This window comes from Candidatus Pseudomonas phytovorans (assembly GCA_029202525.1).
GTDB lineage: Bacteria > Pseudomonadota > Gammaproteobacteria > Pseudomonadales > Pseudomonadaceae > Aquipseudomonas > Aquipseudomonas phytovorans.
The window spans coordinates 2,996,529-3,010,027 of the sequence record CP119325.1; the positions used below are offsets into that span (position 1 = coordinate 2,996,529).

Sequence of the window (13,499 nt, forward strand, 5' to 3'; positions counted from 1 at the left end):
GGGTACTGGGTAAACTGCAAACTTTTGTAAGTAAGTCGGGAACTTTCCTAGTTTTGCGAGCGGTATTTCCTGGTTTTTCCACGTTTGGCCTCCGGCACGTTAAGACCATGGTCCAATGGCCCGGGTCAGCGCCATTGCGCGATCATTTCAGATGATCGCCGGTGATTGTCCGGCCATGTCGCATTGCCGTGGCCAGTTCGTGCCACCGTGTGTTAACTCGCCTTTGATTCTGGATGTTTCTTCGCATGTTTGCCCCTTTTCCTCTCGCCCCCGGGCGCCGTGTTGCCGGCCTGTTCCTCTTGTGTGCCGGCCTCAACGCCCAGGCCGCCGGTTTTCTTGAAGACAGCAGTGCCAAGGTTGAAGCACGCAATGTCTATTTCAACCGGGATTTTCGTGACGGCCACAGCAGTTCCAGCCAAGGCGCGTCCAAGCGGGAAGAATGGGCACAAGGTTTCATCCTTAATGTGCAGTCGGGCTATACCCAGGGGCCGGTCGGTTTTGGCGTGGATGCGCTGGGTATGTTCGGTTTCAAACTCGACTCCAGCCCGGCCGACAGTAACAGTGGTTTGCTGCCTTCTTCCGGCCACGATCCGCGGCATTCGGCTGACCAGTACGCGAAGATGGGGCTGGCAGCCAAGGTCAAGGTATCCAATACCGTGCTCAAGTACGGTTCGATGATGCCGGACGTGCCGTTGCTCAAGTATAACGATGGTCGTCTGCTGCCGACCATGTTCCATGGCGCCATGCTCACGTCCGAAGAACTCCGCGACTTGAAGTTCACCCTGGCCCGGCTGGACAAGTACACCGCGCGTGACTCCACTGACCGCCAGGACATTCGCGTGCACTGCAAGAACAAGCGCTATGCCTGCGATATCGAAGCCGACCACTTTGACCTCGCCGGAGTCGATTACCGCTTCAACGAACGACTCAGCGCCCAGTACCAGGTGGCCAAGCTGGAGAACATCTACCGCCAGCACTTTCTCGGCCTGGTGGCCAGCCAGCCGTTGGCGGTGGGCAGCCTGTCGGCCGACCTGCGCCTGATCAAAAGTGATGACATTGGCAATGCCCGCGCCGGTGCAATTGACCATCGCGCCTTCAGCGGCATGCTCGGTTACAGCCTGGGTGGCCACAAGATCAGTGCCGGCTGGCAGCGGATGTATGGCGACAGCGCCATGCCGTATCTGGATGGCAGTAACCCGTACCTGGTCAACTATGCCCAGGTCAATGATTTCGCTGCCGCTCAGGAGCGTTCCTGGCAGGTGCGTTATGACTATGACTTCAAGGCGCTGGGTGTGCCCGGCCTGACCTTCTTTACCCGTTACATCAACGGCGACAATATCAAGGTTCCGGGCAGCAGCGCCGAAGGTAAGGAATGGGAACGCGATACCGAGTTCAAATATCAGGTGCAAAGTGGCACTTTCAAGGACGTCAGCGTGCGCCTGCGTAATTCCACTTACCGTAGCAACTATGAAAAGTGGGCGCGTGACATGGATGAGACACGCGTCATTGTCAGCTACAACTTCTCGGTCTTCTAGACGGGCGCTTTTGCCAAAAACCGGTAGCCGCCTGACAATGGCTGCTGGTTCCCGCAAAGGGCAGGGCAATGAAAGACCTATTGTTGATCGGCATCGGCGCGGGTGACCCGCGTCAGGTCACTTATGAAGCAGTCGATGCGCTGCGTAGCGCTTGCGTGTTCTTCGTGTTCGACAAAGGCAGTGACAAGGATGAGCTGGTACGCCTGCGCAAGACCATTCTGCAACGCTACCGGCCCGAGGGTGGATATCGCCTGGTGCAGGTGGCCGACCCTTTGCGCGATGGCCAGGCGGATGACTACCTGGGCGCGGTGCAAGACTGGCACCGGCAGCGTGCTGCGCTGTATGCCCGGCTGATCGAGCAGGAAATGGGCGACGGGGAAACCGGCGCCTTTCTGCTATGGGGCGAGCCGACCCTGTACGACAGCACCCTGCGCATTCTTGATCTGGTCCGCGAGCGCGGCGTGGCGCTACGCCTGCAGGTAATCCCCGGCATCAGCAGTGTGCAGGCGCTGGCGGCACGCCATCAGGTGCCGCTCAACCGCATCGGCGAGCCGTTGACCGTGCTGCCGGGGCGGCGTTTGGCCGGGCAGGGGGTTATCGACAATGTGGTGGTGATGCTCGATGGGCAGTGCGCATTTGCCCAGCTGGATGACCCGGGGTTGATGATCTATTGGGGTGCTTACCTGGGAACCGAGGATGAGGTGCTGATTGCCGGGCCATTGCAGGCGGTGAAGGCGCAGATCCTGGAAGTGCGTGAGCGCGAGCGGCGGCGCAAGGGGTGGATAATGGATACCTACCTGTTGCGCAGGGAGCTGTGATTCGGTTTGCCTGTGCCGGCCTCTTCGCGGGCTTGCCCGCTCCCACAGGTATCGCGCTGTAATCAGCACATGTGATGGACCTGTGGGAGCGGGCGAGCCCGCGAAGCAGGCGGCTCCGATCTTATGGGTTACCCAGAATTGCCACTACCTTGTCGCGCAACTGGTCGATGCTGAACGGCTTGCCGATCATGTGCATGCCTTCCGGCACGTTCAGGCTGTCGGCATAGCCGCTGGCAAACAACACCGGCAAAAGCGGCCGCAGTTCGCGCGCTTTGCCCGCCAGCACTTCGCCGCGCATGTCCGGCAAGCCGACATCGGTCATCATCAACTCCAGCGCCTGGGTGGGGTCTTCGATAAACTTCAGTGCGTCCGTTGCATCTGCCGCCTCGATGACGCTGTAGCCCAGTTCTTCGAGCACTTCGACCATCAGCATACGTACGATGTCGTCGTCTTCGACTACCAGAAGGGGCATGGTTCGGATCCTGTGCAAATAAATGTCTTTAATCTGTGCACCGCAGGGCAGCAGAAGTTCCCGAGAATACCGATCCCTGCAATCGGATGGAACGATTGGCGCACACAGCCTTCAAATACTGGCTAAATGCCCTGCCAGACCCGGTAAAGCTGGTTAGACTCGCTTATCGGGACGGCGCAGTGGCAGATAATAACAACGGTTGATCCGCCACTTTTTCCATGGACTTTTCTTGCTCGGGCGTTTTCACATGATTCAAGCAGCCTCGATGGACCAGCGAAGCTTCCGCAAGCTGTTGAGCCGCAACATAGGCCTCCCCCTGGGGGTAGGCCTGCTGGGGGCTGTGGCCTTCGTCGCGGTGATCAACTACCTGCTTTCGGCCATGCAGTGGGTCGAACATACCGACCGGGTGATCGGCAATGCCAACGAAGCGGTCAAGCTGTCGATCGACATGGAAACCGGCATGCGCGGCTTCCTGATCACGGGCGACGAGCGCTTCCTCGACCCCTACGAGGTGGCCAAGCCGCGCATTCTCGGCAGCCTGCAAAGCCTGCGCGGTATGGTCGAAGACAACCCGCAGCAGGTCGATCGCATCGACCGGTTGGTCGCCCTGCAACAGGCCTGGAACACTTTCGGTAGCGAGATGATTGCGCTGCGCCGCACCCAAGGTGACTATCAGGCTTCGATCGGAAATGGCCGTGGCAAGCGCCTGACCGACGAGATCCGCAAGGAGTTCGACGGCCTGATCGGCACCGAACAGCAGTTGCGGATGGCCCGCAACGAGAAGGTCAGCAGCGTCACTGTCACGGCCATTTCGGCATTCGTGCTGTTCATCGTCGGGCTTAGCGCGTTACTGGCCTACCTCGGCCGGCGCGATCTGCTGGCGTTGTCCGGCAGCTACGAAGAAAACGCCAAGGCCCAACAGCGTGCGGCCGAGCGCCTGGAACACCAGGCCTGGCTGCGCAACGGGCAGACCCAGCTGGCCGAACAGGTACTGGGCCAGCTGACCTTGCCCATGCTCGGTGACAATATTCTGCGTTTCTTCGCCACTTACATGGGCAGCGTGGTTGGGGCGGTGTATGTGCGTGATGAGCATGGCCGTCTGGTGCGGGTGGCCACCTATGGCCTGGATGCGCAAGAGCAGGCCCGGCAGCAGGTAAAGGGCGATCATGACGGGCTGTTGGCCCAGGCCGTGCGTGAAGGGCGTTTGCTGTGCCTGGAAGACCTGCCCGAAGACTACTACCGCCTGAGTTCCGGTCTGGGCAGCGGCCTGCCACGCAACGCCCTGCTGATGCCGGCGATCGACGATGGCGGGATCAACGGTGTGATTGAACTGGGTTTCCTCAGGCCCTTGCAGACGCGTGACACCGAGCTGATGGAACGCCTGGGCGGCAACCTCGGTATGTCCATCGAAAGTGCCCGCTATCGCCAGCGCCTGCAGGAAGTGCTGGCCGAGACCCAGCAGCTCAATGAAGAGCTGCAAGTGCAGCAGGAAGAGCTGAAAACCGCCAACGAGGAGCTGGAAGAGCAATCCCGCGTGCTAAAGGAGTCCCAGGCCAACCTGGAGACCCAGCAGGCGGAGCTGGAGCAGACCAACGAGCAGTTGTCCGAACGCACCGAAGCGCTGGACCGCAAGAACGACGAACTGGTCCAGGCCCAGGAACAGTTGCAGGCGCGTGCCGACGAGTTGCAGCGTTCGAGCAAGTACAAGTCCGAGTTCCTCGCCAACATGTCTCACGAGCTGCGCACCCCCCTGAACAGCTCGCTGATTCTGGCCAAGTTGCTGTCGGAAAACGCCGAGGGCAACCTGAGCGATGAGCAGGTCAAGTTCGCCGATTCGATCTACTCGGCCGGCAATGACCTGCTCAACCTGATCAACGATATTCTCGACATTGCCAAGGTCGAGGCCGGCAAGCTTGAAGTGCGGCCCGAAACCACCCAGGTGGTTCGCCTGGTCGAGGGCTTGCGCGGTATGTTCGAACCGTTGGCCGGGCACAAAGGCCTGGCGTTCGAAGTCACGGCAGAGGCGCAGGTGCCGGCCACCCTGTTTACCGACCGCCAGCGCCTGGAGCAGATCCTCAAGAATCTGCTGTCCAACGCCATCAAGTTCACCGAGCGTGGCAAGGTCACCCTGAACATCGGCTACCAGCCCGGTACGGGCATGGTATTTGCCGTTCGCGATACCGGTATCGGCATTGCGACTGACCAGCAGCAGGCCATTTTCGGTGCCTTCCACCAGGTCGATGGCACCAGCAACCGCCGCTATGGCGGCACCGGCCTGGGGCTGTCAATTTCCCGTGACCTGGCGCACTTGCTGGGTGGGCAGATCAACGTCGACAGCAGCCCCGGCCAGGGCAGTGTGTTCAGCCTGATCCTGCCGGAACGCTATGAAAGTGCCGGGCAAGCGTTTGAACCCCTCAGCCTGCGCCCAGCCGTCGACACGCTGCCACCGGCCCCTCAGGTGCCGGTGGCGGCTGCGCCTAAACGCCCGGTGCAGGCCTTTGACGACGACCGCGAACGTGCCCCGTTCAGCAATCGCTGCATCCTGGTGATCGAGGATGAGCCCAATTTTGCCCGCATCCTGTTCGATCTGGCCCACGAACTGGGTTACAGCTGCCTGGTGGCGCAGGGCGCCGACGAAGGCTTCGAGCTGGCGGCCCAGTACATCCCTGATGCGATCCTGCTGGACATGCGTTTGCCTGACCATTCCGGCCTGACCGTACTGCAACGCCTGAAGGAGCTGGCCGGCACCCGGCACATTCCGGTGCATATCATTTCCGTTGAAGACCGGGTCGAGGCGGCCATGCACATGGGTGCCATCGGCTACGCAGTCAAGCCCACCAGCCGCGAAGAACTCAAGCAAGTGTTCGCCCGCCTGGAGGCCAAGCTGACCCAGAAACTCAAGCACATCCTGCTGGTGGAAGACGATGACCTGCAGCGCGAGAGCATCGCCCGCCTGATCGGTGACGACGATGTGGAGATCACCGCCGTGGGCATGGCCCAGGACGCCTTGGAATTGCTGCGCGAAAACATCTACGACTGCATGATCATCGACCTCAAGCTGCCCGACATGCTCGGCAACGAGCTGCTCAAGCGCATGACCGCCGAGGACATCCGTTCTTTCCCGCCGGTGATCGTGTATACCGGCCGCAACCTGACCCGCGAAGAAGAAGCCGACCTGCTCAAGTATTCGCGCTCGATCATCATCAAGGGCGCACGCTCGCCGGAACGCTTGCTGGACGAAGTGACGCTGTTCCTGCACAAGGTCGAATCGCAGCTGTCCAACGAACGCCAGCGCATGCTCAAGACTGCACGCAGCCGCGACAAGGTGTTCGAAGGCCGCAAGGTGCTGCTGGTGGACGACGACGTGCGTAACATCTTCGCCCTGACCAGCGCGCTGGAGCACAAGGGCGCAATTGTCGAAATCGGCCGCAACGGGCGTGAAGCGATCGAGCGCCTGGAGCAGCATGACGACATTGATCTGGTGCTGATGGACGTGATGATGCCTGAAATGGACGGCTTTGAGGCCACCCGGCTGATCCGCCAGCAACCGCGCTGGCGCAAGCTGCCGATCATCGCCGTGACCGCCAAGGCCATGAAAGATGACCAGCAGCGTTGCCTGCAGGCAGGGGCCAATGATTACCTGGCCAAACCGATCGACCTGGACCGCTTGTTCTCGCTGATCCGTGTATGGTTGCCGCAACTGGAGCGAATTTGACTAGCGAACGTAACACCGACATCGAAATCAGCTTGCTGATCGAGGCTATCTACCTCAAGTACAGCTACGATTTCCGCAACTATTCCGGCGCTTCGATCAAGCGCCGGATCCTGCATGCCCTGCGCCAGTTCGATTGCTTGACGGTGTCGGCGCTGCAGGAGCGTGTGCTGCACGACCCCGGCATGTTCATGCAGTTGCTGCAGTACCTGACGATCCCGGTCAGTGAGATGTTTCGCGACCCTGGGCATTTTCTGGCACTGCGCAACGAAGTGGTACCGCTGCTGCGCACCTGGCCGTCAATCAAGGTGTGGATTGCCGGCTGCAGCACGGGTGAGGAGGTGTATTCCATGGCCATCCTGCTGCGTGAGGAGGGCCTGCTGGACCGCACCATCATCTACGCCACCGACATCAACCCGCATTCGCTGGACAAGGCCAAGCAGGGCATCTACTCGATGCAGAGCATGCGCGAGTACGCCGAGAACTACCGCATCGCCGGTGGGCGCAGGGATTTTTCCGAGTACTACACAGCGGCCTATGGCAACGCCATCATCGACAGCACCCTGCGCGACAACGTGACCTTCGCTGACCACAGCCTGGCCACCGACAGTGTGTTTTCCGAAACCCAGCTGGTGTCGTGCCGCAACGTGCTCATTTATTTCAACAAGGACCTGCAGGACCGCGCCCTGGGCCTGTTCCATGAGTCCTTGTGCCACCGCGGCTTCCTGGTGCTGGGCAGCAAGGAATCGGTGGACTTTTCTGCATACAGTGACCACTTCGAGCCGCTGGTCAAACCCGAACGGATCTACCGTAAATCATGAACGGCGTGCGTGCGGTGGTGATCGGTGCCTCGGCAGGCGGCGTGACGGCGCTGTTCACGGTGTTGGGCGGGTTGCCAGCCGGCTTCTCCATTCCGGTACTGTGCGTGCTGCACCTGCCGGACAACCGCCACAGCCAGCTGGCTGCAGTGCTGCAACGCCGCTTGCAGCAGCCGGTGCATGAGGCGCAAGACAAAGAACCGCTATGCGCCGGGCAGATCTACGTGGCCGGGCCAGGCTATCACCTGTCGGTGGAGCGCGATTTCACCCTGTCGTTGAGCCAGGAGCCGCCGGTGCATTTTTCCAGGCCGGCCATCGATTACCTGTTCATGTCCGCTGCCGACGCCTATGGCGACGGCCTGCTTGGCGTGCTGCTCACCGGGGCCAACGAAGACGGTGCCCAAGGGCTTGCCTATATCAAGAACAATGGCGGCCGGACCATCGTCCAGGACCCCCGTGACGCACAGGTTGCGCTGATGCCGGAGGCCGCTCTGGCCCTGCATCAGCCCGACCATATTCTTTCTTTGTGTGGCATCGAGCAGTTGCTCGCTGCCCTGGAACCCAGCGCATGCTAAGCCACACCATCGCCAAATTGCTGATCGTCGACGATCTGCCGGAGAACCTGCTGGCACTCGACGCGCTGATCCAGGGCAAAGACCGTGAGGTGCACCAGGCCCAGTCTGCCGAGGCGGCGTTGTCGCTGTTGCTCGAACACGAGTTCGCCCTGGCCATCCTCGATGTGCAGATGCCGGGCATGAACGGCTTCGAACTGGCTGAGCTGATGCGCGGCACGGAAATGACCCGCAATATTCCCATTGTCTTCGTCACGGCTGCCGGGCGCGAGATGAACTATGCCTTCAAAGGTTACGAAAGCGGTGCGGTGGATTTTCTGCACAAGCCGCTCGACACCATGGCGGTGAAGAGCAAGGTATCGGTGTTCGTCGACCTCTACCGCCAACGCAAGGTGCTCGACCGCCAGCTACAGGCGCTGGAGCGCAGCCGCCAGGAGCAGGAAGTGCTGCTGGGCCAGTTGCAGGTGGCGCGGGGTGAGCTGGAACATGCGGTACGCATGCGGGATGACTTCATGTCGATCGTTTCCCACGAGGTGCGTACCCCGCTCAATGGCCTCATCCTGGAAACCCAGCTGCGCAAGCTGCACCTGGCGCGGGGCAACCTTGCCGCGTTCAGTGAAGACAAGCTGCAGGCCATGGTCGAGCGCGACGAACGGCAGATCAACAGCCTGATCCGCCTGATCGAAGACATGCTCGACGTGTCGCGCATCCGTACCGGCAAACTGTCGCTACAGCCCAAGGCCTTCGACCTGGGCCAGCTGGTGCGTGGCCTGCTGGAGAATTTTGCGGCCCAGGCCACTGCACTGGACACGCACATCGAACTGCAACGCTGCGAGCCATTGCAGGGTGAGTGGGATGAATTTCGAATTGAACAAGTGGTGGCCAACCTGTTGTCCAATGCCTTGCGTTACGGTGAACGCAAGCCGGTACGGGTGCGCGTGTTCGAGCAGGACGGCCTGGCGTGCGTGCAGGTGCAGGACCAGGGCATCGGCATTGGCGCGGCCAACCAGCAGCGTATCTTCCAGCAGTTCGAGCGGGTCGCCACCCAGCAGGCGATTGGCGGGTTGGGGTTGGGGCTGTATATATCGGAGCAGATCGTCCAGGCACACGGGGGGCGCATACAGGTCGAAAGTGAAGAGGGCAAGGGCGCTACCTTCACCTTGCAACTGCCGCTGGCTACATTCGAACAACAAAACGACCAGGCGCGGGCAACCTCTGCGTGAGCCTGGGGTCTGATGGCCAACTGTAAGAATTTCAAGGCGTTAACATGAGTGAAGATGCACAAGATGTGGTGTTGGTCGTCGAGGACGAACCGGCGATTCGCATGATCCTGCGTGATTACCTGGCAGGTGAGGGCTACCACGTGCTGGTGGCCGAAGATGGCGAGCAGGCCTTCGCGATCCTGGCCAGCAAACCGCACCTGGACCTGATGGTGACGGACTTCCGCTTGCCGGGGGGTATCTCCGGCGTGGAGATCGCCGAACCTGCGGTGAAGTTGCGGCCGGAACTGAAGGTGATTTTCATCAGTGGCTACCCGGCGGAAATTCTCGAATCCGGCAGCCCGATCACCCGCAAGGCACCGATCCTGGCCAAGCCGTTTGACCTGGATACCTTGCATGAGCAGATCCAGGCCCTGTTGCGTTAACCTGCACTGGCCCTTTCGCGGGTAAACCCGCGAAAGGGCCGGAACAAGCTACCGCAGGGTCCGCTCCAACCCCCCGACCAGCATGCTCTCCATCAACCCAAGCCCCTGTTCCTCGGGCAATGCCTTCAGCATCCCCGGCAACTGGTTAAGCAGCGTCGCCACCACATGCGCAGTGGCCGCCAATGCCTCTTCGTCCAACTTCGCCTGCGGCGCAATCAACCTCAGCAACCCCGCCTCGTAACGCTTGCGCGCCAGGGCCAGGCGCCCCCGCTGGTCATCGCTCAGGCAGCAAAGGTCCCGCTCGGCCAGCCGAAACTGCATCGGCCGCTCGGCATGCAATTGCCAGTGCGCGGCGATCAGGCAACTCAAGACCGAAGTCCCACGGGCCATGGCCCGACGGCCTTGGTCCAGGGTGGCCTGAAGTTCCTCGTACAACTCCTCGATCAAGTCGTACAGCAGGTCCTGCTTGCTGGGAAAATGATGGTACAGCGAGCCTGCAGTCAGCCCTACATGGGCCGCCAGCTCGCGCATGCTGACCTGGCCAAAACCCTTTTCGGCAAACAGCGCCATGGCCCGGTCACGTCGCTCTTCAAAGTTGGCACAGCGCATTGCGGCATTGACCGGGGGCATGGCGCCTGATCCTCAGTAGGTGAAGAAGCCGCGACCGCTCTTGCGCCCCAGCCAACCGGCCGCGACCATTTCCTTGAGCAGCGGGGCAGGGCGGTACTTGCTGTCGTTGAAGCCTTCATGGAAGGCCTCCATGATCGCCAGCAGGGTGTCCAGGCCGATCAGGTCGGCCAACGCCAGCGGGCCGATCGGCTGGTTGCAGCCCAGGCGCATGCCGGTGTCGATGTCCTCGGCGCTGGCCAGGCCTTCCTGGCGCACAAAGACCGCTTCATTGATCATCGGCACCAGAATGCGATTGACCACGAAGCCCGGGCGGTTGCCGGCGGTGATCGGTGTCTTGCCGACCTTTTCGGTCACCACCAGTGCCTGGGCGTAGGTGCTGTCGCTGGTCTGCAGGCCGCGGATGATCTCGACCAGTGCCATCATCGGCACCGGGTTGAAGAAGTGCACGCCAATGAAGCGCTCGGGGTGCTCGATGCTGGCGGCCAGCTGGGTGACCGACAGCGACGAGGTGTTGGTCGCGATCAGGCAGTCGGCGGCGACGTTGGCGGCCACTTGCTGCAGGATGCGCTGCTTGAGCTGCAGGCTTTCGGTGGCGGCCTCGATCACCAGTTGCGCGCTGCTGAGCTGGGCATAGTCGGTGCTGGTGCGGATGCGTGTTTTCGCCGCCGCCGCCTTGTCTGCATCCAGGGTGCCTTTGCTGACCTGGCGCTCAAGGTTCTTGCTCAAGGTGGCCACGCCGCGCTCCAGCGCCGCGTCGGAAACATCCACCAGCAGCACCGGGTAGCCGGCGACTGCACACACTTGGGCAATGCCGTTGCCCATGGTGCCGGCGCCGATCACGGCGATCTGTTCAATGCTCATGTGTCAGGCTCCCTCAAACGCGCTCGAAGACCACGGCAATGCCTTGGCCGCCACCGATGCACATGGTGGCCAAGGCGTAGCGGCCCTGGATGCGCTGCAGTTCATGGATGGCCTTGGTCGCGATGATCGCGCCCGTTGCGCCCACCGGGTGGCCCAGGGAAATACCCGAGCCATTCGGGTTGACCTTTTCCGGGTCGAAGCCCAGCTCGCGGGCCACGGCGCAGGCCTGGGCGGCGAACGCTTCGTTGGACTCGATCACGTCCAGGTCCTGCACCTTCAGGCCGGTCTTTTCCAGCACTTTGCGGGTGGCCGGGACCGGGCCCATGCCCATCAGTTCGGGCTCGACACCTGCGTGGGCATAACCGACCAGGCGCGCCAGCGGCTTCAGGCCCAGGCGACGCACGGCGTCACCGCTGGCCAGCACCAGGCCAGCCGCACCATCGTTGATGCCACTGGCGTTGCCGGCGGTAACGGTGCCGTCTTTCTTGAACACCGGCTTCATGCCGGCCAGTTGCTCGGCAGTCACTTCGCTGCGCACATGTTCGTCGACACTGAATTGCACGCTGCCTTTACGGGTTTTCAGCTCCAGCGGGACGATCTGGCTGTCGAAGCGGCCTTCGGCAATGGCGCGGGCAGCGCGGCGCTGGCTGTTCAGGGCCAGCTCATCCTGCATTTCGCGGGTGATGCCGTGTTTGGCTGACACATTCTCGGCGGTGATGCCCATGTGGAAGTGCTGGAACGGGTCGTGCAGCACGCCGACGGTGTAGTCGATCCCTTGCAGGTCACCCATGCGTGCGCCCCAGCGTGCCTGTGGCAGCAGGTACGGGCCACGGCTCATGGACTCGGCGCCAGCCGCCACGGCCACGTCGGTGTCCCCAAGCAGCAGGCACTGGGCCGCCGAAACGATGGCTTGCAGGCCCGAGCCGCACAAGCGGTTGACGTTGAAGGCAGGGGTTTCCTTGGGGATGCCGGCGTTCATTGCCGCCACCCGGGCCAGGTAGGCGTCACGCGGCTCGGTCGGGATCACCGTGCCCATCACCAGGTGGCCTACCTGCTCGGCGGCCACGCCCGAGCGCTCGATGGCGGCGCGGGTCAAGGCACTGGCCAGGTCGGCCAGCGGCAGGTCTTTGAGGGCACCGCCAAAGCCACCAATGGCTGAACGGACGGCACTGACGACGTAGATTTCTGCGCTGCTCATAGGGGCTCCGATTGCGAAGGCATGGCGGGACCGTGCCTGGCTCTGCGAGAATGGCCGGCGGTCCCGGAGTGGGATCGAGTCTAGGCAAAGGCTCTGTTGCAGCCTATGCCGGATCTGTTCAAACAACCTGGCACTTTTTGCCACTCAGCATAGACAGCGAAAACCACCATGCGCGATAGCGATTCGGTCGCCGTGTACTTTCTCAATGCCATGCTCCACGCCCTGCGCGATCGCCCAGCCGAGCGTGATGCACAACTGCGCGCGGTGGGCATCGAGCCGCAACTGCTTGAACAGCCGCAGGCGCGCGTACCGGCCAAGGCCTTTTCCGAGCTGTGGCTGGCACAGATCCAGCGCCTGGACGACGAGTTTTTCCGCCTCGACAGCCATGGCATGCCGCTGGGCAGTTTCGCCCTGATTTGCCGGGGCCTGATCCTTGAGCCGAACCTGGAAAAGGCCTTGCGCCAGTGCCTGGGTGGCTTCGGCCTGTTCCTGCGCGACCTGCGCGGCAGCCTGACGGTGCGCGGTGGGCGCGCGCTGATCAGCGTGCAGACAAGCATTACCGACCCGCTGACCCGGGTATATGCCGAGGAAACCTACCTAGTGCTGATGATCGGCATGTTGTGCTGGCTGGGCGGGCGGCGTATCGCCATCGACCGCACCGAGCTGGCAGTGTCGCGCCCGGCTCAGGAAGACGACCTGCTGTTATGGGGCCCGGACTTGCGCCTGGGCAGCGGGCGCACCGAAGTGGAGTTCGACAGCGCCTGCCTGCGCCTGCCGGTGGTGCAGGACCTGGCGACCCTGAAAACCTTTCTGCGCAGTGCGCCGCAGGGCTTGGTGATCCGCTTTCGTAACCAGAACGGGCGGGTGGCCGAGGTATACCGGCACCTGCGTGCGCGGCACTCTGGGCAGTGGCCGACACTGGCGGCGCTGGCGCAGCAGCAGGGGATCAGTGCCAGTACGTTCCGCCGGCAGCTGGAGCGGGAGGGGCGTTCGTACCAGCAGATCAAGGATGAAGTGCGCCGGGCAATGGCCTTCGAGCGGTTGCGCGAAGGCGAATTGAGCATTGCCGAGATTGCCGAACAGGCGGGGTTTCAGGAGCCCAGCGCGTTTCACCGGGCCTTCAAGAAATGGACCGGGCAGAGCCCCGGGAGCTACCGGGCGCGGTTAACCGGGCGGTAGCTTTAACCTGTGCTGGCCTCTTCGCGGGCTTGCCCGCTCCCACAGGTACGGCGCGGTTT

The 13,499-nt window shown here is 62.1% G+C and carries 12 protein-coding genes; 8 read left to right on the plus strand and 4 right to left on the minus strand.

The window, feature by feature from the left end:
- The first annotated feature begins 245 nt into the window (after positions 1–245).
- Entirely contained in the window at positions 246–1,535 is a 1,290-nt protein-coding gene (locus P0Y58_13460; GenBank protein WEK33143.1) for an OprD family porin, read from the plus strand.
- A gap of 68 nt (positions 1,536–1,603) precedes the next feature.
- Positions 1,604–2,353, plus strand: a complete 750-nt coding sequence (gene cobF / locus P0Y58_13465) for a precorrin-6A synthase (deacetylating) (protein WEK33144.1) — start codon at positions 1,604–1,606, stop codon at positions 2,351–2,353.
- A gap of 121 nt (positions 2,354–2,474) precedes the next feature.
- On the opposite strand, the gene P0Y58_13470 is transcribed toward cobF, so the two are convergent.
- Positions 2,475–2,825, minus strand: a complete 351-nt coding sequence (locus tag P0Y58_13470; protein ID WEK33145.1) for a response regulator — start codon at positions 2,823–2,825, stop codon at positions 2,475–2,477.
- A 247-nt stretch (positions 2,826–3,072) separates the two neighbouring features.
- Here P0Y58_13470 and P0Y58_13475 point away from each other — a divergent pair, with 247 nt between their 5' ends.
- The 5 genes from P0Y58_13475 to P0Y58_13495 are packed head-to-tail and all read left to right on the plus strand — an operon-like array spanning position 3,073 to position 9,572.
- Entirely contained in the window at positions 3,073–6,540 is a 3,468-nt protein-coding gene (locus P0Y58_13475; GenBank protein ID WEK33146.1) for a response regulator, read from the plus strand.
- Positions 6,537–7,358, plus strand: coding sequence for a protein-glutamate O-methyltransferase CheR (locus tag P0Y58_13480; GenBank protein ID WEK33147.1), 822 nt, complete (start codon positions 6,537–6,539; stop codon positions 7,356–7,358). The genes P0Y58_13475 and P0Y58_13480 overlap by 4 nt, the downstream gene beginning before the upstream one ends.
- Positions 7,355–7,930: a chemotaxis protein CheB gene (locus P0Y58_13485; protein ID WEK33148.1), complete on the plus strand. Its 576-nt coding sequence runs from the start codon at positions 7,355–7,357 to the stop codon at positions 7,928–7,930. Before P0Y58_13480 ends, P0Y58_13485 begins: the two co-directional genes overlap by 4 nt.
- The gene (locus P0Y58_13490; protein ID WEK33149.1) at positions 7,924–9,150 is read left to right on the plus strand and encodes a hybrid sensor histidine kinase/response regulator; all 1,227 of its coding nucleotides are present in this window, start codon (positions 7,924–7,926) and stop codon (positions 9,148–9,150) included. Before P0Y58_13485 ends, P0Y58_13490 begins: the two co-directional genes overlap by 7 nt.
- A 44-nt stretch (positions 9,151–9,194) precedes the next feature.
- The gene (locus P0Y58_13495) at positions 9,195–9,572 is read left to right on the plus strand and encodes a response regulator (GenBank protein ID WEK33150.1); all 378 of its coding nucleotides are present in this window, start codon (positions 9,195–9,197) and stop codon (positions 9,570–9,572) included.
- A gap of 48 nt (positions 9,573–9,620) precedes the next feature.
- Here the strand turns inward: P0Y58_13495 and P0Y58_13500 are convergent, their stop codons facing one another.
- Genes P0Y58_13500 through P0Y58_13510 form a run of 3 tightly spaced genes read right to left on the minus strand, consistent with a single transcriptional unit; the run spans position 9,621 to position 12,261 of the window.
- Positions 9,621–10,202, minus strand: coding sequence for a TetR/AcrR family transcriptional regulator (locus P0Y58_13500; protein WEK33151.1), 582 nt, complete (start codon positions 10,200–10,202; stop codon positions 9,621–9,623).
- Between the two features lie 12 nt (positions 10,203–10,214).
- On the minus strand, positions 10,215–11,063 hold the full coding sequence (locus P0Y58_13505) for a 3-hydroxybutyryl-CoA dehydrogenase (protein ID WEK33152.1): 849 nt from the start codon (positions 11,061–11,063) through the stop codon (positions 10,215–10,217).
- Positions 11,064–11,076: 13 nt separating this feature from the next.
- Complete coding sequence (locus P0Y58_13510) at positions 11,077–12,261, minus strand: acetyl-CoA C-acyltransferase family protein (protein ID WEK33153.1); 1,185 nt, start codon at positions 12,259–12,261, stop codon at positions 11,077–11,079.
- A 168-nt stretch (positions 12,262–12,429) separates the two neighbouring features.
- On the opposite strand from P0Y58_13510, the gene P0Y58_13515 reads away from it, so the two are divergent.
- Complete coding sequence (locus P0Y58_13515; protein ID WEK33154.1) at positions 12,430–13,440, plus strand: AraC family transcriptional regulator ligand-binding domain-containing protein; 1,011 nt, start codon at positions 12,430–12,432, stop codon at positions 13,438–13,440.
- The last annotated feature ends 59 nt before the right edge of the window (positions 13,441–13,499 follow it).

Excerpts from the sequence above, each read along its gene's own strand:
- P0Y58_13460 (WEK33143.1), top strand. The coding sequence starts at position 246 with ATGTTTGCCCCTTTTCCTCTCGCCCCCGGGCGCCGTGTTGCCGGCCTG.
- cobF (WEK33144.1), top strand. The coding sequence starts at position 1,604 with ATGAAAGACCTATTGTTGATCGGCATCGGCGCGGGTGACCCGCGTCAG.
- P0Y58_13470 (WEK33145.1), bottom strand. The coding sequence starts at position 2,825 with ATGCCCCTTCTGGTAGTCGAAGACGACGACATCGTACGTATGCTGATG.
- P0Y58_13475 (WEK33146.1), top strand. The coding sequence starts at position 3,073 with ATGATTCAAGCAGCCTCGATGGACCAGCGAAGCTTCCGCAAGCTGTTG.
- P0Y58_13485 (WEK33148.1), top strand. The coding sequence starts at position 7,355 with ATGAACGGCGTGCGTGCGGTGGTGATCGGTGCCTCGGCAGGCGGCGTG.
- P0Y58_13490 (WEK33149.1), top strand. The coding sequence starts at position 7,924 with ATGCTAAGCCACACCATCGCCAAATTGCTGATCGTCGACGATCTGCCG.
- P0Y58_13495 (WEK33150.1), top strand. The coding sequence starts at position 9,195 with ATGAGTGAAGATGCACAAGATGTGGTGTTGGTCGTCGAGGACGAACCG.
- P0Y58_13500 (WEK33151.1), bottom strand. The coding sequence starts at position 10,202 with ATGCCCCCGGTCAATGCCGCAATGCGCTGTGCCAACTTTGAAGAGCGA.
- P0Y58_13505 (WEK33152.1), bottom strand. The coding sequence starts at position 11,063 with ATGAGCATTGAACAGATCGCCGTGATCGGCGCCGGCACCATGGGCAAC.
- P0Y58_13510 (WEK33153.1), bottom strand. The coding sequence starts at position 12,261 with ATGAGCAGCGCAGAAATCTACGTCGTCAGTGCCGTCCGTTCAGCCATT.
- P0Y58_13515 (WEK33154.1), top strand. The coding sequence starts at position 12,430 with ATGCGCGATAGCGATTCGGTCGCCGTGTACTTTCTCAATGCCATGCTC.